The 25,992-nt window shown below is 71.0% G+C and carries 27 protein-coding genes; 13 read left to right on the plus strand and 14 right to left on the minus strand.

Annotated features, from left to right (window positions below; all coding sequences use genetic code 11):
* Position 1: 1 nt before the first annotated feature.
* Genes MICNX66_RS00580 through MICNX66_RS00595 form a run of 4 tightly spaced genes read left to right on the plus strand, consistent with a single transcriptional unit; the run spans position 2 to position 3,637 of the window.
* Entirely contained in the window at positions 2-994 is a 993-nt protein-coding gene (locus tag MICNX66_RS00580; RefSeq protein WP_187662876.1) for an ROK family protein, read from the plus strand.
* Positions 991-1,935, plus strand: coding sequence for a 1-phosphofructokinase family hexose kinase (locus MICNX66_RS00585; RefSeq protein WP_187662877.1), 945 nt, complete (start codon positions 991-993; stop codon positions 1,933-1,935). The genes MICNX66_RS00580 and MICNX66_RS00585 overlap by 4 nt, the downstream gene beginning before the upstream one ends.
* A complete protein-coding gene (locus MICNX66_RS00590; RefSeq protein ID WP_187662878.1) occupies positions 1,932-2,864 on the plus strand; it encodes a class II fructose-bisphosphate aldolase in 933 nt (310 codons plus the stop codon). The genes MICNX66_RS00585 and MICNX66_RS00590 overlap by 4 nt, the downstream gene beginning before the upstream one ends.
* Positions 2,861-3,637: a DeoR/GlpR family DNA-binding transcription regulator gene (locus MICNX66_RS00595; protein ID WP_187662879.1), complete on the plus strand. Its 777-nt coding sequence runs from the start codon at positions 2,861-2,863 to the stop codon at positions 3,635-3,637. The genes MICNX66_RS00590 and MICNX66_RS00595 overlap by 4 nt, the downstream gene beginning before the upstream one ends.
* Before the next feature lie 256 nt (positions 3,638-3,893).
* On the opposite strand, the gene MICNX66_RS16820 is transcribed toward MICNX66_RS00595, so the two are convergent.
* A complete protein-coding gene (locus MICNX66_RS16820; protein WP_232089142.1) occupies positions 3,894-5,432 on the minus strand; it encodes a CHAT domain-containing protein in 1,539 nt (512 codons plus the stop codon).
* 146 nt (positions 5,433-5,578) lie between these two features.
* On the opposite strand from MICNX66_RS16820, the gene MICNX66_RS16825 reads away from it, so the two are divergent.
* Positions 5,579-6,379 (plus strand): hypothetical protein, encoded by an 801-nt coding sequence (locus tag MICNX66_RS16825; RefSeq protein WP_232089143.1) that lies wholly within the window; start codon positions 5,579-5,581, stop codon positions 6,377-6,379.
* 6 nt (positions 6,380-6,385) lie between these two features.
* Here the strand turns inward: MICNX66_RS16825 and MICNX66_RS00605 are convergent, their stop codons facing one another.
* From MICNX66_RS00605 to MICNX66_RS00615, 3 genes are read right to left on the minus strand one after another with little or no spacing between them, the layout of a single operon-like run.
* On the minus strand, positions 6,386-7,957 hold the full coding sequence (locus tag MICNX66_RS00605) for a S8 family peptidase (protein WP_187662880.1): 1,572 nt from the start codon (positions 7,955-7,957) through the stop codon (positions 6,386-6,388).
* Positions 7,958-8,007: 50 nt separating this feature from the next.
* Positions 8,008-8,463 carry a hypothetical protein gene (locus MICNX66_RS00610; protein WP_187662881.1) on the minus strand — a complete coding sequence of 152 codons (456 nt, stop codon included), beginning with the start codon at positions 8,461-8,463 and terminating at the stop codon, positions 8,008-8,010.
* On the minus strand, positions 8,460-9,083 hold the full coding sequence (locus tag MICNX66_RS00615) for an RNA polymerase sigma factor (protein WP_232089144.1): 624 nt from the start codon (positions 9,081-9,083) through the stop codon (positions 8,460-8,462). Before MICNX66_RS00615 ends, MICNX66_RS00610 begins: the two co-directional genes overlap by 4 nt.
* 119 nt (positions 9,084-9,202) lie before the next feature.
* Here MICNX66_RS00615 and MICNX66_RS00620 point away from each other — a divergent pair, with 119 nt between their 5' ends.
* Positions 9,203-9,421: an SCO4848 family membrane protein gene (locus MICNX66_RS00620; protein ID WP_187662883.1), complete on the plus strand. Its 219-nt coding sequence runs from the start codon at positions 9,203-9,205 to the stop codon at positions 9,419-9,421.
* A 15-nt stretch (positions 9,422-9,436) separates the two neighbouring features.
* Here the strand turns inward: MICNX66_RS00620 and MICNX66_RS00625 are convergent, their stop codons facing one another.
* A complete protein-coding gene (locus tag MICNX66_RS00625; RefSeq protein ID WP_187662884.1) occupies positions 9,437-10,735 on the minus strand; it encodes an MFS transporter in 1,299 nt (432 codons plus the stop codon).
* Positions 10,736-10,805: 70 nt separating this feature from the next.
* Here MICNX66_RS00625 and MICNX66_RS00630 point away from each other — a divergent pair, with 70 nt between their 5' ends.
* Entirely contained in the window at positions 10,806-11,396 is a 591-nt protein-coding gene (locus MICNX66_RS00630) for an ArsR/SmtB family transcription factor (RefSeq protein ID WP_187662885.1), read from the plus strand.
* A 1-nt stretch (position 11,397) separates the two neighbouring features.
* Here MICNX66_RS00630 and MICNX66_RS00635 read toward each other — a convergent pair whose 3' ends face one another.
* From MICNX66_RS00635 to MICNX66_RS00650, 4 genes are all read right to left on the minus strand, one after another.
* Positions 11,398-12,516 carry an FUSC family protein gene (locus MICNX66_RS00635; RefSeq protein WP_187662886.1) on the minus strand — a complete coding sequence of 373 codons (1,119 nt, stop codon included), beginning with the start codon at positions 12,514-12,516 and terminating at the stop codon, positions 11,398-11,400.
* 173 nt (positions 12,517-12,689) lie between these two features.
* Positions 12,690-13,376: a hypothetical protein gene (locus MICNX66_RS00640; protein WP_187662887.1), complete on the minus strand. Its 687-nt coding sequence runs from the start codon at positions 13,374-13,376 to the stop codon at positions 12,690-12,692.
* Positions 13,376-14,293, minus strand: coding sequence for an ABC transporter ATP-binding protein (locus MICNX66_RS00645; protein ID WP_187662888.1), 918 nt, complete (start codon positions 14,291-14,293; stop codon positions 13,376-13,378). The genes MICNX66_RS00640 and MICNX66_RS00645 overlap by 1 nt, the downstream gene beginning before the upstream one ends.
* A complete protein-coding gene (locus tag MICNX66_RS00650; protein ID WP_187662889.1) occupies positions 14,290-14,679 on the minus strand; it encodes a GntR family transcriptional regulator in 390 nt (129 codons plus the stop codon). Before MICNX66_RS00650 ends, MICNX66_RS00645 begins: the two co-directional genes overlap by 4 nt.
* A 203-nt stretch (positions 14,680-14,882) precedes the next feature.
* Here MICNX66_RS00650 and MICNX66_RS00655 point away from each other — a divergent pair, with 203 nt between their 5' ends.
* The 6 genes from MICNX66_RS00655 to MICNX66_RS00680 all read left to right on the plus strand — a co-directional run bounded on the left by MICNX66_RS00655 (position 14,883) and on the right by MICNX66_RS00680 (position 22,472).
* Positions 14,883-16,076, plus strand: a complete 1,194-nt coding sequence (locus MICNX66_RS00655) for a class I SAM-dependent methyltransferase (protein ID WP_187662890.1) — start codon at positions 14,883-14,885, stop codon at positions 16,074-16,076.
* 331 nt (positions 16,077-16,407) lie between these two features.
* Positions 16,408-17,751, plus strand: coding sequence for a quaternary amine ABC transporter ATP-binding protein (locus tag MICNX66_RS00660; RefSeq protein ID WP_232089145.1), 1,344 nt, complete (start codon positions 16,408-16,410; stop codon positions 17,749-17,751).
* Positions 17,751-18,710, plus strand: coding sequence for an ABC transporter permease (locus MICNX66_RS00665; protein ID WP_187662891.1), 960 nt, complete (start codon positions 17,751-17,753; stop codon positions 18,708-18,710). The genes MICNX66_RS00660 and MICNX66_RS00665 overlap by 1 nt, the downstream gene beginning before the upstream one ends.
* Before the next feature lie 169 nt (positions 18,711-18,879).
* The gene (locus MICNX66_RS00670) at positions 18,880-19,788 is read left to right on the plus strand and encodes a glycine betaine ABC transporter substrate-binding protein (protein WP_187662892.1); all 909 of its coding nucleotides are present in this window, start codon (positions 18,880-18,882) and stop codon (positions 19,786-19,788) included.
* A 147-nt stretch (positions 19,789-19,935) separates the two neighbouring features.
* Positions 19,936-20,913: a choloylglycine hydrolase gene (gene bsh / locus MICNX66_RS00675; RefSeq protein WP_187662893.1), complete on the plus strand. Its 978-nt coding sequence runs from the start codon at positions 19,936-19,938 to the stop codon at positions 20,911-20,913.
* Between the two features lie 56 nt (positions 20,914-20,969).
* Complete coding sequence (locus tag MICNX66_RS00680) at positions 20,970-22,472, plus strand: lipase maturation factor family protein (RefSeq protein ID WP_187662894.1); 1,503 nt, start codon at positions 20,970-20,972, stop codon at positions 22,470-22,472.
* 180 nt (positions 22,473-22,652) lie between these two features.
* Here MICNX66_RS00680 and MICNX66_RS00685 read toward each other — a convergent pair whose 3' ends face one another.
* The 5 genes from MICNX66_RS00685 to MICNX66_RS00705 all read right to left on the minus strand — a co-directional run bounded on the left by MICNX66_RS00685 (position 22,653) and on the right by MICNX66_RS00705 (position 25,947).
* Entirely contained in the window at positions 22,653-23,420 is a 768-nt protein-coding gene (locus tag MICNX66_RS00685; protein WP_187662895.1) for an ABC transporter permease, read from the minus strand.
* Positions 23,417-24,226: an ABC transporter ATP-binding protein gene (locus tag MICNX66_RS00690; protein WP_187662896.1), complete on the minus strand. Its 810-nt coding sequence runs from the start codon at positions 24,224-24,226 to the stop codon at positions 23,417-23,419. The genes MICNX66_RS00685 and MICNX66_RS00690 overlap by 4 nt, the downstream gene beginning before the upstream one ends.
* A complete protein-coding gene (locus MICNX66_RS00695) occupies positions 24,223-24,594 on the minus strand; it encodes a DUF1048 domain-containing protein (protein WP_187662897.1) in 372 nt (123 codons plus the stop codon). Before MICNX66_RS00695 ends, MICNX66_RS00690 begins: the two co-directional genes overlap by 4 nt.
* A gap of 2 nt (positions 24,595-24,596) precedes the next feature.
* Positions 24,597-24,941: a PadR family transcriptional regulator gene (locus MICNX66_RS00700; RefSeq protein WP_187662898.1), complete on the minus strand. Its 345-nt coding sequence runs from the start codon at positions 24,939-24,941 to the stop codon at positions 24,597-24,599.
* Positions 24,942-25,176: 235 nt separating this feature from the next.
* Positions 25,177-25,947, minus strand: a complete 771-nt coding sequence (locus MICNX66_RS00705; RefSeq protein ID WP_187662899.1) for a LysM peptidoglycan-binding domain-containing protein — start codon at positions 25,945-25,947, stop codon at positions 25,177-25,179.
* Between the last annotated feature and the right edge of the window lie 45 nt (positions 25,948-25,992).

A 25,992-nucleotide genomic window follows, 5' to 3' on the forward strand; every position in this document is an offset into this window, starting at 1 on the left:
GATGACCCCGAACGACGCCGCGGACGCGATCCCCGACGTCGCGAGGGACGAGGCCGGCGAGAAGCTCGCCGCGGTGCGCACGCTCGGCGCCGGGTCGCCCGTCCTGGCCTTCGACGTCGGAGGGACGGACATCAAGTCGGCGCTGTTCGATGCGGACGGGCGGGCGCTCGGTCTCCGCCGCACGCCCACCCCCACGGCCGACGGCGACCGCACCCCCGCGCTGCTCGACCGGCTGCAGGTGCTCGCCGCGCAGCTCCGCGATGAGCATCCCGACGTGACGCCGCGCGCCGCCGGGCTCGTTGTGCCGGGGATCGTCGACGCGGCCGCCGGGATCGGCGTGTTCGCGAGCAACATGGGCTGGCGGGACGCACCGCTGCGCGCGCTCGCCGCCGAGCGTCTCGGCCTCCCCGTCGCGTTCGACCACGACGTGCGCGCCGCGAGTTGGGCCGAGCACGAGCTGGGCGGCGCGCGGGCCTACGACGACGCGGTGATCCTCGTGATCGGCACCGGGATCGCGGGGGCCCTGCTCGTCGGCGGCCACCCCTACACGGCCGGAGGCTACGCCGGCGAGATCGGGCACTCCCCGATCGCCGACGGACCGGTGTGCCCGTGCGGTGCCCGTGGCTGTCTGGAGGCCGTGGCCTCGGCGGGCGCCATCGCGCGCCGCTACCGGGAGGCCACGGGGACGACCCCGGACGGTGCCAAGGACGTCATCGCCCGCGCGGCCGCCGGGGACCGGGTCGCCGCCGACATCTGGGACTCGGCGCTGGACGCGCTCACCCTGTCGCTCGCGCAGCTGACCGCCGTGGTCGCCCCCGAGGCCGTGGTGATCGGCGGCGGACTGTCGCGGGCGGGCGGCGCGCTCTTCGACGAGCTGCGGACCCGTCTCGCGGCGCGTCTCAGCTTCCACCGCCTGCCCGCGCTCGTCCCCGCCGAGCTGTCCGGCAACGCGGGCCTGATCGGCGCCGCCCTCCGCGCCAGGGAGCTCGCATGATCCTCACCGTCACCCCGAACCCGGCCCTGGACCTCACCTGGCGGGTCGATCGCCTCGTCGCAGGCGGGACGCACCGTGCCGAGACCGGGGCGTCCCGCGCCGGCGGCAAGGGCCTCAACGTCGCCAGGGTCGCGCACGCCGAGGGGGCGTCCGTCCTCGTGCTGACCACGGCCGGCGGTCCGGTCGGCGCGGAGTTCGCCGCGGAGCTCACGGCCAGCGGCGTGCCCCATGTGCTCGTGCCCGTCGCGGCCGACACCCGTCGCAGCATCGCCCTCGTCGACGAGGCCGCGGGCGACACCACGATCGTCAACGAACGAGGGGTGAACCCCACCGATGCCGAGTGGGGCGGGCTTCTCGCGGAGATCGTCGACCGGCTTCCCGGCGCCGGGGTCCTCGTCGTCTCCGGGAGCCTCCCCCCGGGAGCGCCGGAATCGCTCGTGCCGATGCTCGTCGCGGTGGGCGCCGGCGCCCGGGTCCCGGTGATCGTGGACACCTCAGGCCCGGCCCTCCTGCGCGCCGCCGACGCCGGAGCCACCGTGCTCAAGCCCAATGCCGCGGAGCTCGCCGAGGCCACCGGCATCGACGACCCCGTCGAGGGGGCCCGGTCGCTGCTGGCCCGGGGCGCCGAGCTCGTGCTCCTGTCGCTCGGGGCCGACGGCATGCTCGCGGTGACCGCGACCGATCTCCTGCACGCCCGACTCGACGAGCCGCTCTCCGGCAACCCGACCGGTGCGGGAGACGCCGCGGTCGCGGCCTGCGCCGTGCTCTCCGCGGAGGGCGAGCGTGATCCCGAGGTCATCCTCCGTCGCGCTACCGCGTGGTCGGCGGCCGCCGTGCTCATGCCGCTCGCCGGCGACATCTCTCCCCGCTGGCGCGCGCTCGAGGAGCAGCTCCGCGTGTCCCGCCCCGACCCCGCCTCTTTCCGGAAGGACCCTTCGTGACCCTCGTCTCCGCCCGGGAGCTCGTCTCCGCAGCTGCCACCGCCGGCACCGGCATCGGTGCCTTCAACGTCATCCACCTGGAGACCGCGGAGGGCCTCGTGCGGGCCTCCGCACTCGCACAGCTCCCCGTGATCCTGCAGATCTCGCAGAACTGCGCCGACTATCACGGCGGTCTGGAGCCGATCGCCCTCGCGACGCTCGCCGCGGCACGACGCGCGGAGACCCCGGTGGCGGTGCACCTCGACCACGCGGAGCGACCGGAGCTCGTCGACGAGGCGGTGGCCCTCGGCTTCGGCTCGGTCATGTTCGACGGCGGCGCGCTGCCCTACGACGAGAACGTGGCGGTGACCGCCGAGGTCGCCGCCCGGGCGCGCGCGGCAGGGGTCTACGTGGAGGGCGAGCTCGGCGAGGTGGGCGGGAAGGACGGCGCCCATGCCCCCGGCGTGCGCACCGATCCGGTCGAGGCGCGGGCGTTCGTCGCCGCGACCGGGGTGGACGCGCTCGCCGTGGCCGTGGGGTCGTCGCACGCCATGACCGACCGCACCGCCTCCCTCGACCTCGACCTCATCGCCCGCCTGCGGGCGGCCCTCCGCGGTGCCGCCTCCGACGGGATCGACGTGCCACTCGTGCTGCACGGCTCCTCCGGGGTTGCCGACGCCGTGATCGCCGACGCCGTGCGCGCCGGGATGACGAAGGTCAACGTCTCCACCCACCTCAACGGCTTCTTCACGCGCGCGGTCCGCGAGGTACTCGCCGCCGACGAGCGTCTCGTCGACTCCCGCAAGTACCTCGCTCCCGCCCGCGCCGCCCTCGCGGACGAGGCCGCCCGGATGCTGCGACTGTTCGCCCTGCTTCCGTCGCAGAATCCCGCTCCGGTCGCAGAGGTTCCCGGCACAGCTGCGACCTCGACGCGAAACGACGACCGGTGAAGCGCGCGGCCCGACTGCACGCGATCCTCGACCTCCTCGCGGCGGACGGGGAGGTGACGGTGGAGGAGCTGGTGGAGCGGTTCGGAGCCTCTCCGGCCACCACCCGCCGCGACCTCGACTCCCTCGCCGAGCAGCGGCTGCTCACCCGCACGCACGGCGGCGCCGTGGCGCAGACCGTCGCCTACGAACTGCCCCTCCGCTACAAGAGCCATCTCCGCACGCACGAGAAGGAGAGCATCGCACAGACCGCGGCGGCGCTCGTCACCCCCGGTATGGTGGTCGGCCTCTCCGGCGGCACGACGACCACGGCCATCGCGGCCGCGCTCGCCGCCCGCGAGGACCTGGCAGCGGAGGGCGGGATCACGGTGGTCACGAACGCCGTGAACATCGCCGCGCAGCTCGCCACCCGGCCGGAGATCAAGGTGGTCGTCACGGGCGGTGTCATCCACTCGCGCACGTACGAGCTCGTGGGCCCGTTCGTCGAGCAGCTGCTCCGCGGGGTGCGGCTGGACCTCGCCTTCATCGGTGTGAACGGGATGGACGCGGCAGCCGGGGCGACCACGCAGGACGAGCGCGAGGCGGCGGTGAACCGGATGATGGCGGAGCGTGCGCGGCGCGCCGTCGTCGTGACCGACGGCAGCAAGCTCAGGGTCGAGGCGTTCTCCACGGTCGGCGGGTCGGAGCTCTTCGCCACCGTCATCACGGATCGAGGAGCCGACGGCGCCGCGGTCGATGCGCTGCGCGCCGCGGGGTACAGCGTCCTCCTCGCCTGAGGCGCTCCGGCCGCCCGCGGACACCCCGAGGGCCTCGGCGTCCCCAGATCGCCGAGGCCCTGCGAGAGCGTCGCGGCTGCATACCGCGACGCTCCCGAGCAGATGGTGTCCGTCTCGTCTTCCCGCTCCCCAGCGGCGTTTCCCCAGAACCGACGGCGCCTCCCTCGGGCCTCTCCCTTCGAGGCCTGTCGCTCGACACCTTCCGAAGAACAGGAGAGGGTGGGTGCGATTCTGATACCTCCGTCCGGCAAAAAAGTCAGAATCCGTTGCCGTGACACTGGAATGGGGCGGAAACCCCCGTCGTCAGCGCGGCGCTCGCCAGGGCGTCGGCGGGAGAAGCACCGGTCGAGAGGCCGTCATGGACCGCGGTGAGGAGCTCGCAGGCGTCGTCGTCCGGCACCGTGACCGGGGCCGCGATCACCGAGTCCGCGCCCGCGTGCAGCCAGACCCGCGTCATGCCCAGGGCCTCCTCTCCCCAGCGCACGGAGGAGCGCCCCAGCTCGCACGCCGAGAGGATCACGGTCCGCGGCACCCGGGGGATGAGGTCGACGTCGTAGCCGAAGAGCACCCCGTCGGCGAGCTCGAAGCCGGAGAACAGAGGATTGTCGACCGCATGGCGTCCGTGCGCAGCGATGTGGAGCACATCGACGGAAGCGGCCAGTGCCGTGGCGGCGGTCACGGTCGCCTCGGTGCCCTGCAGCAGGCGGGTCGCCCCCCGCGTCGTCCATGAATCCGCCGCGTGCCGGACCTCTTCCGCCGCCCGCGGTACCCGTGGTCCCGCCGCGAAGCCCACGCTCGGGGTGGAGGCGGCGGCCGTCGTGCCGTGAAACCAGCGCGAGACCGAGGTCGCGAGGGTGAACGGCACGCCGTGCATGCCGGGGAGCATGGCCCACGGCACCCCGCCGAGGATTCCGGGAACGGTGACGACCAACCGCTCGGCGCCCGCGGCGGCCCGGCGCATCGGCCCGAGCAACTCGTCGTCCAGGACTGCGAGGCGTGCCGTCAGAGCGCGCGCGGTCACCGGCCCCATCGCGCCGCCCCGCGTGAGCGCGGCCATGTCGAGGTCGGCGCGCAGGCCGTCGAGAGCGGTCCGTACCCGCGACCACGACAGGTCGACGACGGTCGCGCCGTCCGGCCGCACCACCACCCCGTGCAGGCCGGTGCCGGTGTAGACGTAGGCCAGCACCGCCGTATCGGACGGCAGGAGCGCGGAGGTCTCGGCGAGCGTCCGGCGCTCCCTCGTCGCTCCCGAGCCGGTGGCGGACCACTGCCGCTCCCGCACCCGGTCGCGGAGCGCGCGGACGGTGGGGTCGGTCGTCCAGTCCGCCCCCGCGAGGTCGGCGCGCAGCATCCGCAGTTCTGCGAGGTCGGCGGCGAGGGCGTCGTCGTGCGGGGGGCGGACGGGGGCGACCTGTTGGCTGAGGTGCCGGGCGCGCTCGGACCACTCGAAGAGCGTCGCAGGGTCGCGGCGGCGGACGGCGGCGGCGAGCCCGGTGAACACGAGGTCGCTGGCGTGCATGGCGACGGAGGCCTGCAGGTCGAGGGCGCCGAACGACCGCTGCCACGCCGACAGCAGGTCGAGCCCGGCGGCCGCGGCGCGCAGCGCCTCCCCGTCACGGCCGCGTCCGGCGGCGCGGGCCGCGCGGACCTCCTGCGCACGGAGCCGCAGCGGCGTCGGGGCCGAAGCGGGGACGCGGGGAGGCGGCCGGTGCCGTCGCGGCGGGCGCTCAGCCGCAGGGCCGTGGCTTCGGTGCGGAAGCCGCTCCGGTCGAGCTCCTGCGCCACGCGTTCCCACGCGTCCGCATCGAGGGGGCGGTCGGGCCGGATCCGCTGCCGCGCCTCCAGCTCCACCGCGGCGGCTCTGGCCGCCCAGCCGCTGCTGCCGAGGGCGGTGAAGCGTCGGGCGGCGGTGCGGGCGGCGCGCTCGGCCGCTCGAGGGTCGTGCCGGACGAGCGAACGGGCGAGGTGGAATTCGGCCTCACCACGGGCCTGGCGCATCCGCTGCGCACCGAACTGTACGGCCACGCGGCCGAGCAGCGCCTCCGCCTCGGTCGTCAGGCCCGCGTCGCGGAGCACCTCGGCGCGGTCGAGGTCGCTGATGGCGGTGGCCAGGGCGCTGGTGGCCGCGAACGTCGGCCGGGATGCGGCCATCAGGCGCAGCGCCGACACGAGGTCACCGCCGAGCAGCGCGGCATAGCCGAGGTTGTGCGTGGCCTCGGCGAGGGAGTCCCGTTCGTCGTGCGCCTCGTAGATCCCGATCGCGCGCCGGAGGTCGGCCATGCAGGTGTCCAGACGATGGCGCTGCATCCGCACCACCGACCGGTTCATCAGACAGTTCGCGAGGGCCGGCGTCTCGGCACCGGCAGCGGTGAGGGCGTCGATCGCGGCGGTCAGGCTCGCCTCGGCCTCCTCCATCCGTCCGCCGTGCATGAGGAGGGCGCCGAGCTGCCCGCCGAGGAGGGCGACCGTCTCGGCCTGCAGTCCGTCCCTGGCCAGGGCCTCCCGGCACAGCGCCTCCGCCGCCGCGGGCTCACCGGTCTGCGCGAGCACATACGCCGTCGTGCCGTCGATCCGCGCGCGGAGGTCGACGTCGTCCGTGCGGGCGGCGGCTTTCTCCAGCTCCCGCCGGGCGCGGGTGAACTGCCGGGCGTTGGCCGCCTCGACGCCGCGTCGGTGCAGCGCGCTCGCGGACAGGGGCATCCGTCCAGGATGCCGTGCCGGGGTGGTCGTGCGGAAGGGTGAGAGGCGTCAGGACCTCTCGTGCGGCGTCGGCAGCGACGTCAGGACGGCGGCGACGGCCTTCGCGGCGACGGCGGGCTTCACGCCCTGGGCGGGGACGGCGCCGAGCTGGGCGGCGACCCGTCCGGCGATGTACGGAGCCGCGAAGGAGGTGCCGCTCCACACCGCGAAGCCGCCTCGGTAGTCGTCCGGGTCGAGCGTCTCGCGCGGCAGCCCGTCGACGTCTGCGCGGGTCGCGGCCTGCGCGCCGCCGACGAAGGCCGGCGAGGTGCTGACCACCGCGGCGCCCGGGGCGTACACCTGCACCCACGGGCCGACGTTCGAGAACAGGGCCACGGAGTGCGCCGACGGGTTCAGGGCGCCGACGGAGACGTGCGGAGCCCCGTCGTCGGACCGCAGCCCGTTGTCGGCGCCGGGCCACGGCCACAGCGACGCGGGGAAGGAGGGGCGGTCGATCGCGTCGTTGCCGGCCGAGCAGACGACCACGCAGCCGAGTTCCCTGGCCTTCGCGAGCAGCTCGTACAGCGTCGTGCTGAAGAGCCCGTCGGTCGGGGTCTCGTGGTAGTAGCTGAGGGAGAGGTTCAGCACGTCGATCGGGAAGCCCGTCGTCGGATCCTCCCGATGCCGCCGGAGCAGCTCCACGACCTGCGCCACGGTCTCGAGGAGCGTGCTCTCGTCCACCACCCCGAGCGCGCCGGCGACACGGATCGACAGGATGTCGGCGTCCGGAGCGGCCTGACGCACGAGGCCCGCGATGAAGGTGCCGTGCCCGGCCACCGCGTCGATCTCGCCGTCGAGCTGCCCGTAGAGGTCGGGGTAGCGCTCGGGGTCGGCGTCGTCCGTGAAGCCCACGGGGACGCCGTCGAGCTCCACGTGCCGGGTGACGATGTCGGACGGCAGCCAGGCGTGCTCCCCGCACCCGGTGTCGAGGATGGCCACGACCGGCCGTCGTCCGCGCTTCGGAGCGGCGGCGCGGGCCGGGGCGGGACCGAGCCAGGTGACCGGCTGCCGCGCCCCGCGTCCGGGCTCCAGGTAGTCGTCGCTGCCGCCTCCGCCGGGTGCCGCACCGCGGACGGGGTTCGTCCGGGTGAACGGGTTGGTCCGGGTGAACGGGTTCGTCCGGGTGAACGGGTTGAGTCCGACCGGATCGATCGAGAGCACGTGCTCGAGGCTGGTCCGCGGCATCGTCGAGCGCGACAAACGACGCGCGCGTTGCAGCACCCGCCAGGCATCGGGTGCCACGGGGGACTCGCCCCTGGTCGGCTCATCCGGCGTGGTCAAGCGCGCCCGCAGGAACCCCGCGACACCCGGCACGAGCTCGCCGTTCCCGATCTCGCGCTCCGGCGACTCCAACTCCAGCCGCCAGCCGAAGGAGTCGGCGGCATCCCTCAGGGCGCGCAGCTCGCGGTCGTACGCCTCCTGCTCGTCGAGGGCACGCGTGATCAGCAGGCGCTCCGGCAGGTACGCGGTGGGGAACGCTCGGATCCCGTCCACCGGTTCGGTGCTGGGGTCGAGGGCGGTCCCGCGGCGGATCGATCCCTCCGCGCGGTCCTGCCAGGTCCATCCCTGGGGCTGCTCCATCGGTCATCCTCTCCGTGGGCATCGACGGCGACGGCGCCGGCGATGCGGGGTCACAACTCGAACTGCGGGGTCTCCAGGGTGCGGGTCTCGTCGCCGACCGTCGCGGTCAGGCGCACGCGGCTGAGCCCCGACGGCACCTCGTCGAACACGAAACGGCCGGTCTCCGCCGGGGTCGTGCGGCGCTCGCGCTCGCCCTGCAGCAACACGATCTCCGCAGCGGCGGTGTCCACCCAGCCGTCGATCCGCCGTCGCCCGGACGCGGTCGTCGTGACGTGGAGGAGGATGCTCGTGCTGCCGTCGCTGAACTGCAGGGTGAGGGCGTCGGTCTCGCCGCGGACCGTGCCGAGCTGGCCCTCCACGAGAGTGAGCAGCGCGTACTCGCGGTTGAGCCCGTCCGCCGCGACCGCGGCGACCATCCGGTCGATCAGCCCGGCAGGGACCGGATCGACCTCTCCCCAGAGGCTGCGCAGGCGGGCGAAGAGCCGGGCGTCGTCCTCATCGCTCATGATCGTCCCTCCGTCCGACGGGCCGGGGCGTCGAGGAGGTCGCGGAGCTTCGCGAGGCAGCGGCTGCGGGTCGGCCCGATGCTGCCGACCGGCATGGACAGGTCGCGGGCGAGGCGCGCGTAGTCAGGGCGGTCCTCGAAGGCGATCACCCGGAGGAGACGCTGGCAGCGCTCGGCGAGGCGGCGTACCGCGGCCCAGAGCCGTCGGTTCTCGTCGTCCAGCGTGGCGTGCTCCTCGGCGGACGCCTGCTCCGGAAGCAGGGCGTCCAGGTCGTCGGATTCCGCGGTGTCGACGCGACCGTTCGCCTTGCCGACCTTCCAGGCCTCGCGGCGGGCGGTGGTCGTGAGCCACGCGGAGACGGCCCGCGGGTCGGCGATGGCACCGTGGCCGCGCACGAGCTGGAGCCAGGTCGTCTGCACGACGTCTTCCGCGAGGGTGCGTTCGAGGCCGTAGGCGCGCACGACGTGCCACAGCACCGGCGTCATCAGCCGCACCAGGTCGTCCATCGAGCGGCCGTCGCCATCGCGCCACGCATCGAACAGGTCCGCGGCACGTTCCCAGCGTGCGCGCCCGTCGTCGGATGCCGGATCGAAGGCGGCGCCGGGGGCACCGTCGATCATGAAGCCCATTGTGATCACACCTACCAGGAGCACGGCAAGGGCTCGGTGATACATGTCGCGGTCCAAGAATTCCGACGCCCGAATCCGTGGGGCGACGACACCCTCGATACCGTGGAGGGGTGATCGCTCTCGTCGTCGTGCTGTTCCTCAATGCCGGCTTCAACGTGCTCGTCTGGCCGCGGTTCTACAAGCGGGTCGCGAACGATCCGCGCGCCAGGGACGACAACGGCAAGGCCACCCCGTTCCTCCGCGTGCACGTCATCCTCATCGCGATCGCGCTGGTGCTCGCCGTAGCCTCCGCGGCGGCGGGGATCACCGTGCTGGCGGTCGCGCCCTAGCGCACTGTCTCCGCCTCAGTCCGCCTCGTACTGGGCGGCGTGCGCGGCCCACCGAGACTCGACGGGGAGGCTGCGGAGGGCGCGATTCCCGATCGCGAGGGCGGCGGCCAGCACGCACAGGGCTGCGCAGATCAGGATCGTGCCCTGGCGTCCCGCCCACGCGAGGCCGAAGCCGGCGATGAGGGGGGCGAGCGGCATGGCTCCCATCGCAAGCACGCCGATGGCGCTGTTCGCGCGCCCCAGCAGTCGGGAGGGCGTGGCCACCATGAAGTAGCCCATCATCCCCGCGTTCAGGGCGGGGAGGAGGAGCACCGAGGCACCGAGGACGACCGCGACGGCCCACGGCGCGGACACGAACGACAGCACCACGGCGCAGAGGGCGACGACCGTGAGTCCGCCGATCGTCAGCACCCCCGCCGGGATCCGGGGCACGAGGAACGGGGCGACGACCGCGCCGACGAGCATCACGGCGCCGATCGCCGCGCTGACCGTGCCGATGAGCAGTTCGGAGTGCCCCGCCTGCTGCAGGGCGTAGACGACGGTGGTGATCGCGGCGTTGAAGCCGAGGTTGATGATCGTCATGATGAGCATGACGCCGCCGAGGTCGGGGCGGGACAGCAGCCAGCCGAATCCCTCCCGGAACTCCCGCCAGGCGTTCGGGCGGGTGGTGGGCGCGTCGAGGTCCGCGTCCTCCTCGGCACCGGTGTCGGCGATGCCCGCTCGCCTGGTCTGACGGCCGAGCAACCCGGCGGTCAGGGCCGCGACGAGGTGGCAGAGGGTCATGACGGCACCGACGAGCCAGCCGCCCACGCCGAGCAACAGCCCGCCCAGGGGCCCGCCCGCGAGCTGGAGGGCGGCGTCGCGCCCCTGGTTCGCGGCCTGCGCCCGCCCCATCGCGTCGTCCGGGACGATCTCCTTCAATGCGCTCTCGCCGGCGACGTCGAAGAGGCCGCTCCGTGCGGCCAACAGCACGTCGATCACGAGGAGGGTCGCGAAGGTGAGGGAGCCGCTGAGAGCAAGGAGCGTGAAAGCCCCGGCCAGCACGACGCCCAGGAGCGAACCGACGAGCATGAGCACGATGCGCCGGTGCCGGTCAGCGAGGATCCCGCCCACGAGGGTGAGCAGCACCCGCGCGACCATCCCCGCCCCCGCGATGATGCCGGCCTGCGCGGGATCGTTCGTGACGATGAGGGCGAGGAGCGGGACGGCGAAACCGAACAGGGCGGACGCGAGTCCCTTGCTCGTGTCGCTGATGAGCCAGGTGAGGTAACGCGTGTTCCGCGACAGGCGGTGGGGGGTGGGCGTCATCGTCATGGCTCGACGATAGTTGCGCAAGACTAATTGCGCAACTATTCGTGCGGAAATGCGTGACTAGGATCGGGGAATGGCCGACGACGCGGAAACGACCTCCCGGGAGGACGCCGCCTTCATGACGTCGGCCATGCTCAAGGCCTACTCGCACCCGTTGCGCCGGCAGATCCTGCGTCTCATCGCCCGGCGGGGATTCCTGCGCGCGGCGGACATCGCGGGCGAGCTCGATGTGCCCGCCAACAGCGCCAGCTTCCACCTGCGAGTGCTCGCCGAGGCGGGGCTCATCGAGGAGGCGCCGGAGCAGGCCAGAGACCGCCGCGACCGCGTGTGGACGGGCCGCAAAGGGGCCCTCAACGTCGGCGGTCCGGAGAACCCCGTGCCCGACGAGGCGCTCGGCGGGGCCGTCGTGGCGGCGCTCGCCGAAGACCACCAGGACCTCGTGCGGCGGGTGATGGCCTGGACGCCGGAGTACGTTTCCGGCCGCACGGCCGAGGTGCACGCGTCATTCGTGCAGCGCACCATCCGCCTCACGGAGGCCGAGTTCGACGACGTGATGCACAACATCAACGACGTGCTCTCCGCCGCCGACGCCGCGCACGACGACACCGACCCGACCGGCCGTTACTGGCAGATGGACATCGTCGTCGCCGACGACACCATCTGAGTCACTCCTCGTCGTCGTCGGGGCGCTCGCCGCTGAGGATGAGGATGCGGCGGAGGTGCATCGCCGTCAGCACGCCCGGTCCCATCGAGCTGCGGACGTCGAACGTGCGGTCGTCGACGCGCTCCAGCAGGAGCCGGATCGCCCGCGCGGCCTCCCCGCGACGGCGGTGCGCCGCGCTCGAGGCGGGGTCGTCCTCGGCGATGACGTCGGCGACGGCGTGGCAGGCCGCGGACAACGGCTCGGGCAGCGCGGGGTCCAGGGGCATGCCGGCGGGGCGCTCCCAGATCGTGTCGGCCGTGGCGTCGGCGATGTCGCGGATGAGGTGCGCGATCCGGTCCAGGGTGGAGAGCTGCTCGTGGATGTGGGCGGTTCCCGCGTGCCGACGGCGCGCTCGGGGGTTGTAGCGCACGCTCTCGTCGGCTTCGGCCAGGGCCGCACGGAGGTCCGCTGTGGTCTCGGCGAGCGCGGCGGCATCGTCCGCCCACTGCGCGGTCTCCGGCGGCCAGGATTCGGAGACCGCGGAGCCGATGTCGTGCAGGTGTCCCGCGAGCTGTCGGCGGAACTCGTCCACCCGCGCCTCTGCCGACCCGATGAGCGGTGCGGGCGCGAAGAGAAGGTTCACCACCAGGCCGATCACGACTCCGACCCCCATCTGGGCCAGGTAGCCGACGGAGTAGTCGTCCGCGTTCTGACCGCCGATGATGAGCACGAACAGCGCCGCCATCGGGACGTACTCCTTGCCGACGCCGAACCAGCCGGTGCCGGAGACGAGGACGCCGAGGCCGACGACGAGGGGGATCGTCCACCACGTCGGTCCGACGGTGAGCACGATCACCGCAGCCAGACCGATACCGGTGGCCAGGCCGAACAGGGTCTGCAGGCTCGACCGCATGGACCCCATGAGCGTCGGATACATGCTCACGAGCGCGCCGAGGGGTGCGTAGTACGGATACTCGTCGGTGACTCCCGGCATGTGCGGCGCGATGGTCCACGCGAGCCCCACGGCGAGCGCCGTCTTGACGACGAGGAGCAGGCGGGCGGGTCGGACCGCCTCGCGAATGGTGCGGGCGAGGTACGAGCGGCGCTCGCGGACGCGCAGGCGGGAAAGGTCAGGCGTCACGTCATCCTCTCCTCGCGGCGGTCGGGTGGTCCTCTCTGGCGAGGATAGGGCCGAGGGCCGCCTGCGGCCACCGGGTTGCCCCGGCTCGGGCCGCCGGGTAGAGGCGGTAGGACGCGGATGCCGCGACCGCGCGGGGTGCGCAGCCGCGGCATCAGCGGATTCGGATCCTTACGTCAGGGCGTGGCCCGACGGAACGCGAGGAACGAGATGACGCTGAGGACGGCCACGACCACGAGCCCCCAGAGCGCGAGGCCCACGGCGCCGAGGTCGAGGATGCCGAGCCACACGTCGCCCCACAGCTCGAGCCGTGTCACCAGGTACACGACCCCCACGAGGAGGAGCGCCAGGGCGACGCCGACGATGGTGAGGACCATCGGACCCCAGCTCTTGTAGATCGTCGCACCGGTGAACCCGACCACGAAGAAGAACAGGGCGAGCGTGAAGTAGACGACGAAGGCGCCGAGCGGGCCGGCCTCCCACAGCCACGGCAGGTGGAAGACCCAGCCGTTCACGCCGTAGCCGTTGGTGGCGAGCTCGATCGCACCGCCCAGGAGGAACAGCACCCCGAGCAGTGCACTCCCGAGGATCGCGGTCAGCAGCGTCCCGATGAAGAACTCGCGCCGGGTGACGCTCATGGCCTGCGAGAACGGGAAGGTCAGCGTCATGGCCGACAGACCGATCGCGAAGAAGTACCACAGCGGCGCCTGGCCGCCTCCGCCGTATTTGGGGGCATCGCCCGGGATCATCGCGTAGATGAGGACCGAGATCACGACGGCGGAGCCGAGGATGATCAGGGGGACCCAGACGAAGGTCTGCCGGTTGATGAGCTGCAGCCGGATGACGTTGAGTGTGCGTCGCATCAGCGGACTCCTTCCGTGGTGGCATCGGCTCTCGTGGCGCCGCGGCTCTCGGCCTTCTGGGTGAGGCGGACGATGAGCTGCTGCAGCGAGACGGGGGCGAGGTCGAGACCCGCGGCCCGCACATCGGCGCGGTCGTCGGCGGTGAGGGTGCCGAGCACGGTGACCGAGGCGACGCGGCCGAGCTCATCCCGGTGCAGCACCTCGCGGCCGGCGGTCCAGGCGTCGACCTTGGCGGCGTCGCCGACGACGGTCACGGCGCGGTCGCGGACGGCATCGGTGTCCTCGTTCAGGAGGATCTGGCCGTTGTCGATCACGATGACCTTCTCGATGAGGTTCGCGACCTCGTCGATCAGGTGCGAGGAGAGGATGATCGTGCGCGGGTGCTCCGCGTAGTCCTCCACGAGCCGGTCGTAGAAGATCTGTCGGGCGACGGCGTCGAGCCCCAGGTAGGGCTCGTCGAAGAACGTGATCTCGGCGCGCGAAGCCAGGCCGATGATGACGCCGACCGCGGAGAGCTGCCCGCGGGAGAGCTTCTTGATGGTCTGCTTCATCGGCAGCTGGAACTCCGCGATGAGCTCGTCCGCGAGGTCCTGGTCCCAGTGCGGGAAGAACAGGCGCGCGGCGGCGAACGCGTGCCGCGGGGTCGCGTCGTCCGGGTACTTCTGGCTCTCCCGGACGAAGCAGATCCGGCCGAGCACGTGGGCGTTCTCGTACGGGTGCTCGCCGAACACCTTCACAGTGCCGGAGGACTCGAAGTTCTGCGCCGTGAGGATCGACATGAGTGTCGTCTTCCCGGCACCGTTGCGGCCGAGGAGCCCGTAGATCGAGCCTCCCTCGAGCGAGAGCGACACGTTGTCGAGCGCCCTCTTCTCCTTGTAGCGCTTGGTGAGGTTCTGCACCTCGATGACGGCGGTCATGCGGGGTTCTTCCCTTCTGGGGTGGGGGCGGATGCGGTGCGCTGCCGGAGCAGGTCCGCGAGGTCTTCCGCGCCGAGACCCAGCGTGCGGGCCTCCGCGAGGAGCGGGTCGATGTAGCGGTCGGCGAAGGCCGCGCGGCGCTCGCCGAGGAGCAGTTCCCTGGCGCCTTCCGAGACGAACATGCCGATGCCTCGGCGCTTATGGAGCACTCCCTTGTCGGTGAGCATGGCGACTCCCTTCGCAGCGGTGGCGGGGTTGATGCGGTAGAACGCGGCGAGCTCGTTCGTCGAAGGGGCCTGCGCCTCCTCGGCCAGCGAGCCGTCGAGGATGGAGTCCTCGATCTGCTCGGCGATCTGGAGGAAGAGCGGCTTGCCTTCTTCGATCACGAGTCCTCCGTGGTTGCTGGGTTACTTACTTGACTAAGTAACCATGGGACCCGGTTCCGTGTCAACCCTCTCCTTCGCGGGCAGGCACAGCTTCGGAGATCTCGGTCGACACGCCGCCTGACGGGCGGTCCGGGCGGCGTGCCGGCCGTCAGCTCCGAAGCTGTGGACGGGGAGAGGGTGAGGCGGCCGCGTACAGTGGGCTGGTGCCGGAGTTCCCCTACAGTCGTCTGCGTCGCTGGCCCGACGTCGAGGCGGACAACCTCCAGGCCCACGATGCGACCGATCTGCTGCTCGTGGAACGGGCGCTCGCCCTCGACGTGCCAGGGTCCGGGACGGTCGTGATCGGAGACGAGTACGGCGCGATCACGCTCGCTCTCACGGCGGCCGGGCGGCGCGGGATCCGTGTGCACCAGGATCTCGCGACCGGACGCCGCGCGCTCGCCCGCAATGCGGAGGAGCTCGGGATCGGTGGGTTCACCCCGCACGAACTCGACGAGAGCCTGCTCGCCGGTGCGCAACTGGTGCTGCTGCAGCTCCCGAAGGCCCTCGCCGAACTGGAGGAGATCGCGGATGCGGTCGCCCGCTGGGCTGCGCCTGACGCGGTGCTCGTCGCCGGCGGTCGGGTGAAGCACATGACTCTGGCGCAGAACGAGGTACTGGGGCGGAGCTTCGCCCGGGTACAGGCGCAGCGCGCCGAGCGGAAGTCGCGGCTGCTCGTCGCCTCCGAGCCGCTCCCGGTGCCCGAGTCGCCGCCGTTCCCGGTCACCGCGCGGCACGGCGACCTCGTCCTCGTGGCCCACGGCGGCGCCTTCGCCGGGTCCCGCCTCGATATCGGCACCCGGGTCCTGCTCGAGGTGCTCGATCTCGGCGGTTCACAACTCAGGAGAACAGAGGTGACACGCGCCGAGAACGAGCGGAACGGCGGCGAGAGCAGCCGTTCTTCCGGAGTTGTGAACGGCGGACGCCGCGTGCTCGACCTCGGCTGCGGGACCGGAGCGCTCGCCGTGTCCTGGGCGCTCGCCCACCCGCGGGACCGCGTCGTCGCCACAGACCGCTCGGCCGCCGCCGTCGCCTCCGCCCGTGACACCGCGTCGGCGAACGGCGTGGCCGGCCGGGTCGAGGTCACGCACGACGACGCGGGTTCGGCGCTCGCCGCGGGGAGCTTCGACACGGTGCTCTTGAATCCGCCGTTCCACCTCGGCGCCAGCGTGCACACCGGCGCCGCGACCCGCCTGTTCGAGGCCGCCGCGCGTCTGCTCCGACCGGACGGGGAGCTGTTCACGGTGTACAACTCGAGCCTCGGCCACCGGGCCGAGATGAGCCGTCTGGTCGGCCCCACCGACCAGCTCCGGCGCACCCCGAAGTTCACCGTGACGCGCACCGTCCGGCGCCCGTGAGTACGCCGCACCGAGATTGCTAGACGCTCGTACTATCCCCCGGTCAGCGGCGGAAACCCGGGTACGTCCGTGGAGCAGGATTTGCCGCTGACCGGCCATTTCGTTACGTTGGTCTGCGGGCCTGACGGCCCATAGACCAGTCCGCGGTCACGTCCTTCCTTCGATGAGCTGTGCGGCGAAGAGGCGTGGGCGTACGGTCGATCCCCTCTGCGGCGGATCCGAAATCCGCCGCCTGTGCCGCCACAGCGAAGACGTCGAACGGCCTCGTGAGGATCACCCGGGCGTAACCGAAGCAGGCTCAGCCACCCGAAGGCCGAGCCGCAGGGGAAACGTGTCCGAAACAGCACTCGAAGCGCGCCATCTGTACAAGGTGTTCGGGAGGAATCCGAGCGCCGCCGTCCGCCGACTGAAGGCCGGGGAGAGCCGCACGGCGGTCGCCGACGCGGGGACCGCCGCGGTCATCGACGCCAGCTTCACCGTCAACCGCGGTGAGATCTTCGTCATCATGGGCCTGTCCGGATCGGGCAAGTCGACCATCATCCGCATGCTCAACGGCCTGCACGACATCACCGCCGGCACCGTCACCGTGGGCGGCGACCCGATCACGGGGATCCCGGCCGCGCGCCTGCGCGAGATCCGCCGCGACCGCATCTCGATGGTGTTCCAGCACTTCGCGCTGCTGCCGCACCGCACGGTCGCCGCGAACGTCGCCTACCCGCTCGAGCTCAAGGGGGTCGGCAAGGCCGAGCGCCAGGCCAAGGCCGAGGAGATCCTCGCCCTCGTCGGACTCGAGGGCCAGGGAGACAAGCTGCCCTCCGAGCTCTCCGGCGGCATGCAGCAGCGCGTCGGCATCGCCCGCGCCCTCGCCGCCGACAGCGACATCCTGCTCATGGACGAGGCCTTCAGCGCGCTCGACCCGCTGATCCGCCGCGAGATGCAGGAGCAGCTCCTGGAGCTGCAGCAGAAGCTCCAGAAGACCATCGTCTTCATCACGCACGACCTCAACGAGGCCATGTTCCTCGGCGACCGCATCGCCGTCATGCGCGACGGGCGCATCGTGCAGATCGGCACGCCGGAGGACATCCTCATGGACCCGGCGAACGACTACGTCGAGCAGTTCGTGCAGGACGTCGACCGCGCGCGCGTGCTCACCGCCGCGAACGTCATGGAGCGTCCGCGCCCCGTCGTCGCCGAGTCGGCCGGTCCCCGCACCGCGCTCCGCCAGATGCGGGACGCCTACATGTCGGCGACCTACGTGGTCGGCAAGGATCGCCAGCTGGTCGGCGTCGTCACCGACCGCGATGCCGTGAAGCTCGTCCGTCAGGGCGCCACGCGCCTCGACTCGATCATCAAGCCGGTGCTGCAGAGCGTCCGCGAGGACGACGTCCTCATGAACCTGTTCGTCCCCGCCGTCGAGTCGCCGCTGCCCCTCGCGGTGACGGATGCCGACGGCCGCCTCGCGGGCGTGATCCCGCGCGTCACCCTGCTCGCGGCGCTCGGTCCCGGGCCCGGAGCGACCGAGGAGATCCTGCTGCCGATGACCCCCATGCCCCAGGCTGAGATCGACGCCGTGCTCGACGACGGATGGACGGCCGAGCCCGGCCCTTCGACGAGCTCAGGGACCCAGGGTGGGTTCGGCTCAGAGGCCCAGGTCGACACGGAGGAGGTGCGCTGATGGACGGTTTCCGCATTCCTGTGGGCGACTGGGTCGCCGCCGGCGTCGACTGGATCACCGCCAACCTCGACGGTCTGCTCGACGCGGTCTCGTTCGTGGTGAGCTTCCTCGTCGACGGCCTGACCCGCCTGCTCCTCACCCCGCACTTCGCGGTCATCATCGTGATCGCCGCGCTGATCGCCTGGGTCGTGCGGTCGTGGCAGCTCGCGATCGGCACGATCCTGTCGTTCGGGCTCATCGTCGCCATGGACCTCTGGGTCCCGGCGATGCAGACGCTCGCGCTGGTCCTCGTCGCCGCCGTCGTGGCCGTGCTGATCGCGGCGCCACTGGGCATCTGGTCGGCGCGCAATGCGACGGTGCGCGCGACGCTGAAGCCGGTGCTCGACTTCATGCAGACCATGCCGGCCTTCGTGTACCTGATCCCGGCGATCGTGTTCTTCGGCATCGGTGTGGTGCCCGGACTCGTCGCCACCGTGATCTTCGCGCTGCCTCCCGGCGTGCGCCTGACCGAGCTGGGCATCCGCGGTGTCGACGCCGAGACCGTCGAGGCCGGACACGCCTTCGGAGCGACGCCGAGTCAGATCCTCCGCGGGATCCAGCTGCCGCTCGCGATGCCGACCATCATGGCCGGCGTGAACCAGGTCATCATGCTCGCGCTGTCGATGGCGGTCATCGCCGGTATGGCCGGAGCCGACGGGCTCGGGAAGATGGTCGTCGAGGCGATCTCGACGATCAACATCCCCAAGGGTGTCGAGGCGGGACTGGGCGTCGTGCTCATCGCCGTGTTCCTCGACCGGGTGACCGCCGCTCTGGGCGCGCCCGGCGAGAATCGCTCCTCGCTCCTCGGCATGCTGAAGCGTCGCGGTTCGTCCCGGCCTTCCGCCCCCGTGGCGTCGGAGCCCGCTGCCTCCGCGCCCGCCGACTCCGCCCCGACCGAGTCCGAGCTCGCCCGCGCCTGAGCGCCCCGCCCCGCGCCCCCGTCTCCGTCCCCCACCCCCCTTCGTCCGGTGCGGGATGGAAAACGGTCGCGTGGGCGCGGCTCCCGGCACGGTTTCGATCCGGCACAGCTGTCCCGCGGCCTCGTCCGCACCTCCTGAATCACATACGGAACGCAAGAGAGAGAGTCACATGAAGAAGAAGATCCTGACCATCACCGCCCTCGGTGCAGCCACCGCGCTCACCCTCGCCGGATGCAGCGGCGACGGCGCCGGCGGCACGAGCGGCGGCGGCGACGGTGCCGAGGACAAGGGCACCATCACCCTCGGGTTCCTGCCCTCCTGGACCGACGGCCTCAGCACCGCCTACCTCCTGCAGGACCAGCTCGAGAAGATCGGCTACACGGTCGAGATGAAGACGCTCACCGAGGCCGGCCCGCTCTACACCGGACTCGCGCAGGGCGACGTCGACATGTACCCGTCGGCGTGGCCGGAACTCACCCACGCCTCCTACATGGACACCTACGGCGACGACATCGAAGACCTCGGCACGTACTACGAGAACGCCAAGCTGACCCTCGCGGTGCCGGAGTACTCCGAGCTCACCTCGATCGAGGACCTCGCGGGCAAGGGCGCCGACTTCGACGGCAAGATCTACGGCATCGAGCCGGGTGCGGGCCTGACCGCCCAGACCCAGAAGATGATGCCCGAGTACGGCCTCGACGGCGAGTACGAGCTCGTCACCTCGTCGACCGCGGCGATGCTCACCGAGCTGAAGACCGCGACCGACAAGAAGGAGGACATCGTCGTCACGCTGTGGCGTCCGTTCTGGGCGAACGACGCCTTCCCCGTGAAGGACCTCGAGGACCCGAAGGGTGCCATGGGCGAGGCCGAGGGCCTGCACTTCCTGGGCACCACGGGCTTCGCGGACGAGTTCCCCGAGGCGGCCGAGCTGATCAAGAAGATCAAGCTGGACGACGAGCAGTACGGCGCGCTCGAAGACCTCGTGGTCAACGAGTACGGCGAGGGCAAGGAAGCCGACGCGGTCGACGCGTGGCTCGAGGAGTACGGCGACCAGTTCGACTGGACCGTCACCAGCTGACACCCGTCGCACGTCTCGAAGGAGGGTCTCCCGCAGCGGGAGGCCCTCCTTCGTCGTGGGTGAGCCCCCCTTATGCTCATGCCCGGAAGGTGGAAGCATGGCCCGCACTCGCCGACCCGCCCGGGTCGCGGAGGGGGGAAGAGACCGATGTGCACAGGACTGAGCTTCACGACCGCCGACCACTACTTCGGGAGGAACCTCGATCTGGAGTTCTCCTACAACGAGACGGTGACCGTCACGCCGCGGAACTTCCCGTTCCCGTTCCACCGGCTGCCGTCGTTGCCGACGCATCACGCGATCATCGGGATCGCCACGATCGCCGACGGCTACCCGCTCTACTACGACGCCGTCAACGAGAAGGGGCTCGGCATGGCCGGGCTCAACTTCCCGGACAACGCGCACTATCCGGCACCGGGGTCGGGGGACACCGAGGTCACGCCGTTCGAGTTCATCCCCTGGGTTCTCGGACAGTTCGAGACCGTGGCCGAGGTGAAAGAGGCCCTGCGGTCGGTGAGTCTCGTGGACATCAACTTCAGCCCGGAGTTCCCGCTGTCGCCGCTGCACTGGATCATCGCCGACAAGAGCGCGTCGATCACGGTCGAGAGCGTGCGCGGCGGCCTCAAGGTGTATGACAACCCGTGGGGCGTGCTCACGAACAATCCCACGTTCGACATCCAGAGCTTCCGGCTCAACGACTATCAGCACCTCTCGAAGCGGCAGCCGGAGAACACCTTCGCCTCGGACGTCCCGATGGACCTCTACAGCCGGGGCATGGGCGGGATCGGCCTGCCGGGCGACCTGTCGTCGTCGTCGCGGTTCGTGAAGGCGGTGTTCACACGCATGAACTCGGTGTGCGGGACGTCGGAGTCGGAGTCGATCAGCCAGTTCTTCCAGATCCTCGGCTCTGTCGCCCAGCAGCGCGGGTGCGTGCAGGTCGGCGACGAGGACAAGTACGAGATCACCATCTACTCGTCGTGCGCCAACACCGCGACCGGCGTGTACTACTACACGACCTACGAGAACAGCCAGATCACGGGTGTGGACATGCACAAGGAGGATCTCGACGGCTCCGAGCTCGCGGCGTATCCGCTCGTGAAGGGCCAGCAGATCGCGATGCAGAACTGATCTCCGGAACACGCAACCCCCTCATCGGCCGGCGGGTCGCGGCGTAGCCTGTGGCCGTGGACGGGTTCGCGGCGGTCGACTTCGGGTTCGCCCGCGAGGTCCTGCAGCGGGGCATCGCGGCGCTGTACCTCGTCGCGTTCGTCTCGACGCTCAACCAGTTCCGTCCGCTCCTCGGCGAGCACGGGCTCCTGCCCGCGCCCGTGCTGCTCGACTGGGTGACGCAGAAGCGCGAGCGCCGGAAGCTGCTGCACCCCACGCTCTTCACCCGCGTCCGCTACACCGACCGGCGCCTGGTGGCCCTGTCCTGGGCGGGGATCGTCGTCGCCGCGCTGCTCGTCGTCGGGGTTCCCCAGCTCGGACCGCCGTGGGTGCCGATGCTCGCGTTCCTCGCCCTGTGGTTCGGCTACATGTCGGTGGTGAGCGTCGGGCAGACGTTCTACTCGTTCGGGTGGGAGATGCTGCTGCTGGAGGCGGGGTTCCTCGCGGCGTTCCTCGGCTCGAACGACCAGCCGCCGCCGACTGTGGTGATCGTGCTGTTCTGGTGGCTGCTGTTCCGGCTGGAGTTCGGCGCCGGGATGATCAAGATCCGCGGCGGACGCGAGTGGCGCGACCTCACCGCGATGACCTTCCACCACGAGACCCAGCCGATGCCCGGGCCGCTGAGCCGCCAGGCGCATCTGCTGCCGCGGTGGTTCCACAAGCTCGAGGTGGTCGGCAACCACGTCGCGCAGCTCGTCGTGCCGTTCTTCCTCTTCGCGCCGATCCTGTCCCTCTGGCTCCCCGACAGCGCTGGCTGGGTCCCTGAGCCTGTCGAAGGGGCCGCGTGGGTCGGTGCCGTCGCCGGGGGGATCGTGATCGCGACGCAGCTGTGGCTCGTGCTCACCGGGAACTTCGCGTGGCTGAACTGGGCCACGATCGTGCTCGGGTTCTCCGCGATCGGCCTCCCCGGCATCGGGACTCCGGAGCGGACGCCGGAGACCTCGCTGCCGTGGACGGTGTCGGGCATGCCGCTGTGGTGGGTCGTGGCGACCTCGGCGGTCGGTGTGCTCTTCGTCGTGCTGAGCGTGCCCGCGGTGCGCAACCTCTTCGCGCGACGGCAGCTCATGAACGCGAGCTTCAACCGCTGGCAGCTCGCCAACGCCTACGGAGCCTTCGGCACGGTCACGCGGGAGCGGGTCGAGATCGTCGTCGAGGGGTCGGACGACGAGGAGGGCCGGCACTGGCGCGAGTACGAGTTCCGGGGGAAGCCGGGGGACGTGCGGCGGATCCCGCGGCAGTTCGCTCCGTATCATCTGCGGCTGGACTGGCTGATGTGGTTCCTGCCGCTCGGGCACTCGCTGGACGACTGGTTCTCCGTGTTCCTCGTGCGGCTGCTGGAGGCTGATGCCCCGACGCTGCGGATGCTGCGGGTGGACCCCTTCCACGGCGAGCGGCCGCGGTGGGTGCGAGCCGTGTCCTACCGCTACCGCTTCACGACCCGCGCCGAGCACCGTGCCGACGGCGCGATCTGGGTCCGGACGGGTCGCCGTGTGGTGCTCGGTCCGGTCGGGCTTCGCTGAGGTCGCAGATCCGCACGAGGTCGCACGGATTCCGGGCGAAGCTGCGACCTCAGCGAGAATCTGCGACCTGACGCAACCCGACGCGACGGAACGCGGCCGGGAGAACACGCGCCGAGCGCGGCGAAACGCCCCGGCCGGGGAGAGTCCCCGGTCGGAGCGTTCCGTCTCGCTGGACGTCGATCAGCTGACCTTCTTCCGGTAGGAGATGATCGCGAAGACGTAGGCGACCGCGAGGATCCCGACGCACCAGGCGAGCGCGACCCAGATGTCGGACCCGACCGGCTCCCCCGCGAACAACGCCTGGATGGAGTTGACGATCGAGGTCACCGGCTGGTTCTCCGCGAACCACTGCACCGGAGCCGGCATGGTGTCGGTCGGCACGAACGCCGAGCTGATGAACGGGAGGAAGATCAGCGGATACGAGAAGGCGCTGGCCCCGTCGACGGTCTTGGCGTTCAGACCCGCGATGATCGCCAGCCAGGTGAGCGCCAGGGTGAACAGCATCAGGATGCCGATCACTCCGAGCCAGGCCCAGACGCTCGCCCCGGTGCGGAAGCCCATCAGGAACCCGACCCCGAAGATGATCGCGAGGGTGATCGCGTTCGCCGTGAGGGACGTGAGCACGTGGGCCCACAAGACGCTCGACCGGGCGATCGGCATGGAGTGGAACCGCTCGAAGATGCCGCTCTGCATATCGGTGAACAGCCGGAACGCCGTGTATGCGATGCCCGACGCGATCGCGATGAGCAGGATGCCCGGCAGCAGGTAGTTCACGTAGTTCTCGGCGCCGGTGCTCTGCTGGAGCGCGCCGCCGAAGACGTACACGAACAGGAGCATCAGGGCGATCGGGGTGACCGCGGTGGTGATGATCGTGTCGGGGCTGCGGAAGATGTGCCGCATCGAGCGGCCGGTGAGCGTCGCCGTGTCGGCGGCGAAGTGCGTGGTCATGCTGCATCTCCTCTCTGGACTCGGGTCCCTGAGCCCGCCTGGGTCCCTGAGCCCGTCGAAGGGCCGATGAGGGTGAGGAAGATCTCCTCGAGGGTGGGCTGCTTCTCGACGTACTCGACCTTCGCGGGCGGAAGGAGCCGCTTCAGTCCGGCGAGGGTGTCGTTCGCGATGATGCGGCCCTCGTGCAGGATCGCGATGCGGTCGGCGAGCTGCTCCGCCTCATCGAGGTACTGCGTGGTGAGCAGCACGGTCGTGCCGCCGCTCGCGAGTTCCTTCACGACGTCCCACACCTCGATGCGCGACTCGGGGTCGAGGCCCGTGGTCGGCTCGTCGAGGTAGATGACCTCGGGGTCGCCGACCAGGCTCATCGCGATGTCGAGCCGGCGTCGCATCCCGCCGGAGTACGTGCCGACCTTGCGGCCCCCGGCCTCGGTGAGCCGGAAGCGTGCGAGGAGCCGGTCGGCCACCGCACCCGGGTCGGGCAGGTGCCGCAGCTTCGCGACGAGCACGAGGTTCTCGCGTCCGGTGAGGATCTCGTCGACCGCGGCGAACCGCCCGGTGAGGCTGATCCTCTCCCGCACGCCGAGCGGGTCCGCCGCGACGTCGATGCCCTGCACCGACGCGGCGCCGGCATCCGCCTTCAGCAGCGTGGAGAGGATCCGGACCATCGTGGTCTTGCCCGCGCCGTTCGACCCGAGGAGGGCGAAGATCGATCCCCGCTCCGCCTCGAAGTCGACGCCGCGCAGCACGTGCAGGTCCTTGTACGACTTCTCGATGCCGCGGACGGAGATCGCAGGCGTCGTCATGATTCCTCCTCCTTCTTCTTCGCGTCGTCGAACGCCTTGATGAGGCGTGCGCGCTCCTTGTCGATCCACTGGCGACCGCCGTACGCCGCGGCGTAGTTCTCGGCGAACTCGACCGGGTCGTCGCCGACGATCGCGCTGACCGGGGTGCCGTCGATCGCGGCGCGCTCCCACATGTCGGCGATGTCGAGGAACATCTTCACGATGGTGTCGCCGTCGGTGAGGCCCCCGTAGTAGAGGTTGTAGCGCTGCTGGGCCTTCGCCATCTCCCGGTACGGTTCGGGGAGGGCGTTGATGCGGGCCTGCGCCTGCTTGTACTGCTTCTTCTCTTCGAGTGATCCGGTGATCGCTTCGATCCACTTCGCGGCCATGCTCAGTTCTCCTTGTTCTCGGTGTCGCGCTTTTCCAGCTGTTCGATGTGCGTCTTGAGGAAGCTCCAGGTGGTCCAGAACTCCTCGAGCTCCTGTCGGCCCTGGGCGTTCAGGGTGTACACCTTCCGGGGTGGACCCTTCTCGCTCGGCACCTTCTCGACGTCGACGAGGTTCTTCTGCTCGATGCGCACCAGGAGTGCGTAGATCGTGCCCTCGGCGATGTCGGTGAACCCGTGGTCTCGGATTCGTGCCGTGATCTCGTACCCGTAGGCCGGCTGCTCGGCGAGGAGGGCCAGCACGATGCCCTCCAGGGTTCCCTTGAGCATCTCGGTCATCTGCTTGCCCATCGGTACCCTCCTCTCGTTCCTGTGTCTTCTGTTCGGTACTCAGTGTTGCTGGGTACCGGTACAAAGTAACACTGAGTACTGGTACTTAGCAACACCGAATACTAACTTTCTCCTCCCTCTCTTCGCCGAGACCCCGGGTACGCGGCGAGACCCCCGCGTGGCGACGCGAAGACCCCGGGGTCTCGACGACAACCCGGGGTCTCAGCGGGACGGGGGGAGGGACGGGGGGAGGGGGCTAGGGGAAGAGGCGGCGGAGGAGGGGGAGGTCGTCGTCGTGGAGCGCTTGCGAGATCACGGCGGCCGTCTCGGGAGGCATGTCCTTCTCCAGGCGCTGCCACAGCCACCTCGCGGCGCCCAGGTCGGCGGTGGCGACGGCGGTCGAGAACGCCGCCACTCCGTCGTAGTACGCGATCGTGGAGGAGCCGGGCGCGGCGTTGTACGGCCCGTAGATGTCGACGAACGGAAGAGTCGGGTCCGGACGGAGGTAGAGGACGTCGCCCGGCGCGATCGGCTCGAAGCCGCGCACATGGTTGAAGCTGCCGACAGTGACGTAGTCGACGCAGAAGCGCTCGCCGATCGCGATCAGACTGTCTCCGGACTGCACCTCGTACGAGAAGATCCGCCCGTCCGCATCCAGGGTGACGGGTCCGCCCGCGAGCTCCGACGCGCCCATGTCCACGAGCTCGCCGAGGAGCTTCGCGTGCATCGGGGAGCCGTCGTCGCTGCCGATGGTGATGAACGCGTTGGTGGTGCAGTCCCCCGGTCCGCCGGCGGGGACGCTGATGCCGTCACCCAGGTCGACGAGTTCGTCCTCGGCCGTGTCCTCGGCTTTCAGGGCCGCCGGGCTGGGGATCGGTGACGGTTCGACGGCGAAGCGCTCCGATGCCCACGAGGTGACGTCGAACACGGCGGACGCGGCGCTGACCACGACAGGAGCGGCCGCGACGATCAAGCCGGCGACGGCGACGGCGACGACGGCGGCGGTGATCGTGGTGGAGCGCTTCATCCCGGTCAGCATGGCATCGAAGCGCGCCGAGCACCAGGGCGGAAG

Origin of the sequence: Microbacterium sp. Nx66 (genome assembly GCF_904066215.1) — a bacterium.
Lineage (GTDB): Bacteria > Actinomycetota > Actinomycetes > Actinomycetales > Microbacteriaceae > Microbacterium > Microbacterium meiriae.